This window comes from Schlesneria sp. (assembly GCF_036405755.1).
GTDB classification, from domain to species: domain Bacteria; phylum Planctomycetota; class Planctomycetia; order Planctomycetales; family Planctomycetaceae; genus Schlesneria; species Schlesneria sphaerica.
Map to the genome: position 1 here is coordinate 1 of NZ_DASWWZ010000393.1, position 3,004 is coordinate 3,004.

The 3,004-nt window shown below is 55.5% G+C and carries 2 protein-coding genes; both read right to left on the reverse strand.

Going from position 1 to position 3,004, the window contains the following annotated elements:
- Positions 1-250 precede the first annotated feature (250 nt).
- Complete coding sequence (locus VGE80_RS13590; RefSeq protein ID WP_440593054.1) at positions 251-1,747, reverse strand: serine/threonine protein kinase; 1,497 nt, start codon at positions 1,745-1,747, stop codon at positions 251-253.
- 145 nt (positions 1,748-1,892) lie between these two features.
- Positions 1,893-2,996: a Gfo/Idh/MocA family protein gene (locus VGE80_RS13595; RefSeq protein ID WP_440593055.1), complete on the reverse strand. Its 1,104-nt coding sequence runs from the start codon at positions 2,994-2,996 to the stop codon at positions 1,893-1,895.
- Between the last annotated feature and the right edge of the window lie 8 nt (positions 2,997-3,004).

The following is a 3,004-nucleotide window of genomic DNA, read 5'->3' on the forward strand; positions in this document are numbered from 1 at the left end:
AAAGAGACCCCCGCAGATGGAGGATGCGTTCAATCAAATTCTGGCAGACTTCTTTCAGATCATTGTCCATCGCAGTACTTCAATTCTAAAAAGGAAACCGCCGTTCTCACGCGGAGAATCGGCGATTAAGGCGAGTGTCAGAAAGCCATTGAGCACCTCGCAAAGGGGTGTTCACGCTGGCTTTCAAATCGTTCACGGCGCGGGAATTATAACTGCTGCCCGGAAATCGGACCAGCCGTCTGCGACACCGTCATTTCTGCAACGAATTGAGGAAGTTGGCCATCGAGTCCCAGATCTGCTGGCGAAAAATAATCACCGCAGCCAGGCCTCCGAATACAAACGTCAACCAGAGAATAAACGTCACCAGTCCCGCCGTTCCCGATACCAGATCTTTGATCCAGCGAGTCCATGCGCGGCGGTCGTACTGCCGTCCGATCTTGTCGAATTCCGATTTCAGTCCCGCGGATTTTCGCTCGGCCTTCTCTTTGACCAGACGTCCTTCGACGGCTCTCTCAAACTCGGGGTAGAAGCCAATCGGGACAAAGCTGTCGACGGGATTTTTTTTGATCCGTGCCTTCAGATCGATTATCCCGGTTTTAAGTGCCGTCTGGAGCTGCAGAGTCGAAAACCTTCCCAGAGTTTCTTTCCCCTGCGGAGTCTTGTACTGGACGATCCACTGGTCCACGGGTGAAGTCGTTCCCGCTTTCGTGGTTCGTGCTTTGATTTCATCTTCGAGGTCTGAAGAGGGCGGAGTGCCTCCGTTCGCGCGGTTTGAAATGGGCGACGAGTCAACGCGCTCACCAGGCGATGTGTTCGCTTTCTTCGCAGCGGCGGATTGCACGACCCGGTCCGCCGTTTCGATGAAGCTCAATGAGGAGTTTTCCAAGCCCAGTCCCGCCAGTAATTTGATGACTTCATCGCAGTCTTTCATGCGATGGGCCGGATCCTTCTCGATCATCTTGCTGATGATCAGGTCGAGCTTGTCAGGAACTTGTTGATTGAGTTTGCGGGCGGGCGGGTACTTCCCTAACTCTTTTGCCATGATCACTTCCATCACGGATTCGCCCTTGAATGGGAGCTGCCCGGTGAGCAAGTGATAAAGCGTGATGCCCAAGGCATAGATGTCTGACCGACGGTCGACGTGTTTCGCGTTTCTCGCCTGTTCGGGGGCCATGTAGTAGGGAGTCCCGAGGCCCATCCCGCTGGCAGTCATTGAAAGGTCGTCGTCCAGTGCTTTGGCCAGGCCAAAGTCCGCCACTTTCACCTTGCCGTTTCTGGTGAGCATGATGTTGTCGGGCTTGATGTCGCGGTGAATGAGGTTCTGCTTGTGAGCGAATTGCAGGACCTCTGCACAGCGCAACGCAACATGCAGTGCATCACCGACGGATAACGTGCCCAATAAATTGAGCCATTGCTGCATACTTTTGCCATCGACGTATTCCATCGCGACATAATGTAGTCCATGGTCTTCGTCGACATCAAAGACGCTGACGGCGTTATCATGATTGATCCGCGCCATTGCGCGGGCTTCTTTCTGGAAGCGGGCGATGAAGTCGGCTTCCCTGGCCAGCGTCTTGGACAATACTTTGACGGCAGCCTGACGGCCGAGCTTCGTGTCTTCCGCGAGATAGACTTCGCCCATCCCCCCCTGACCCAGCTTTTTCAGCAGCCTGTACTTGCCAAGCTGGGACGTTGCCTTTCGTATCGGTTCGCTGGCCGAAGCCGTTTTTTCTTTTTCTGATTCCATGCGTTGGCCCGATGGTCGTACAGAAGGAGCGACGGTAGGAACGAAGTGGCGAACCCCACGAGGGAAGAATCTGGATCTGATTATTCGCAGCAACAATCCTGTTTGGAATGAAATTCCAGGATTTCCACCAGAATTGCGACGGAGTTTATCCCGTGATTTCGGTCAGTTCGACGGCCCGATGTTCCCTGGCCGAACGGTAGCAGGCTTCAACGAGAGCCATCGTCTTCAAGTTGTCTACAGCGCTGATTTCTGGAATTTGACTGTCTTCGAGGGCACACAACAGCTGAGCCATCGGACCGACGAAGGCATCGGGGAACCAGACTTCATCCCACCGTGGCATGTGCCACTGCGGGGACTGGGTTGTGGTGTAATCGAGCGTGCTGGGAGTTCGTTCCGGGTAACTTGGCCAACCAATGGTGCCTCGCGCCATGCCGGATGTTCCTTCGACCCGCCAGCGGATGCCAATGTCGGCTGCGGATCCCTCCTTGGATGGCCCTGCCCAGACGTCATCACATCCCATGGCTCGCAGCCCGTTGGCATATTCGAGAATGTACAGGCAGATTCCGTCTTCGTGTAGAAACGTCGTGCGGGGATCGGGACGCACGCTTGCGTAAACCCGCACCGGATCGCCAAACCAGTACCTGAGTGTGTCGAGATGATGAATACTCATGATCCGCAGCGTCACCCATCCCTGTCGGGACTGCCACGGCATCCAGTGTGGAATCGCGCGCATGTCGATGGTCGCGAGAACCGGTTCGCCCAACTTGCCACTGTCCAGCAGCGAGCGACACGCTCGCACCGACTGGTCATACCGCATGTTCTGATTGACCGACAGAGTGATTCCCGCTTCGCGACAAAGCCGCACAACTTCAACCGCCTGTTGGTAGTCGACCCCCAGCGGCTTTTGAGCCAGCACCCCGCGGATGTGATCTGCGTGAGTCACAATCTGCTGGATCACTGAAAGCTGCAAATCGGGGGGAACAGCAACGTCGACGACTTGCACAGCCGGGTTGGCAAGCAGCTCATTGTAGTCCGTATACACATTGAGAATGCCATGGCGATGTGCGACGGAATCGGCCTGTTCCTGTCGGCGTGCAGCGATCGCCACCGGATTAAATCCCGCTTGCCGGTACGCAACCAGATGACAATCGGACATGATAAAACCGGCACCGATACAGCCGATCCCTACCGATTTGTCGCGAGGGAGCCGAGGACGAAATTCGAGGTCGGCACAGTGATCATCAGACATGACGGTTC

Bases quoted from the DNA above. Each gene is read 5' to 3' on its own strand.
- VGE80_RS13590 (WP_440593054.1), bottom strand. From the start codon at position 1,747: ATGGAATCAGAAAAAGAAAAAACGGCTTCGGCCAGCGAACCGATACGA.
- VGE80_RS13595 (WP_440593055.1), bottom strand. From the start codon at position 2,996: ATGTCTGATGATCACTGTGCCGACCTCGAATTTCGTCCTCGGCTCCCT.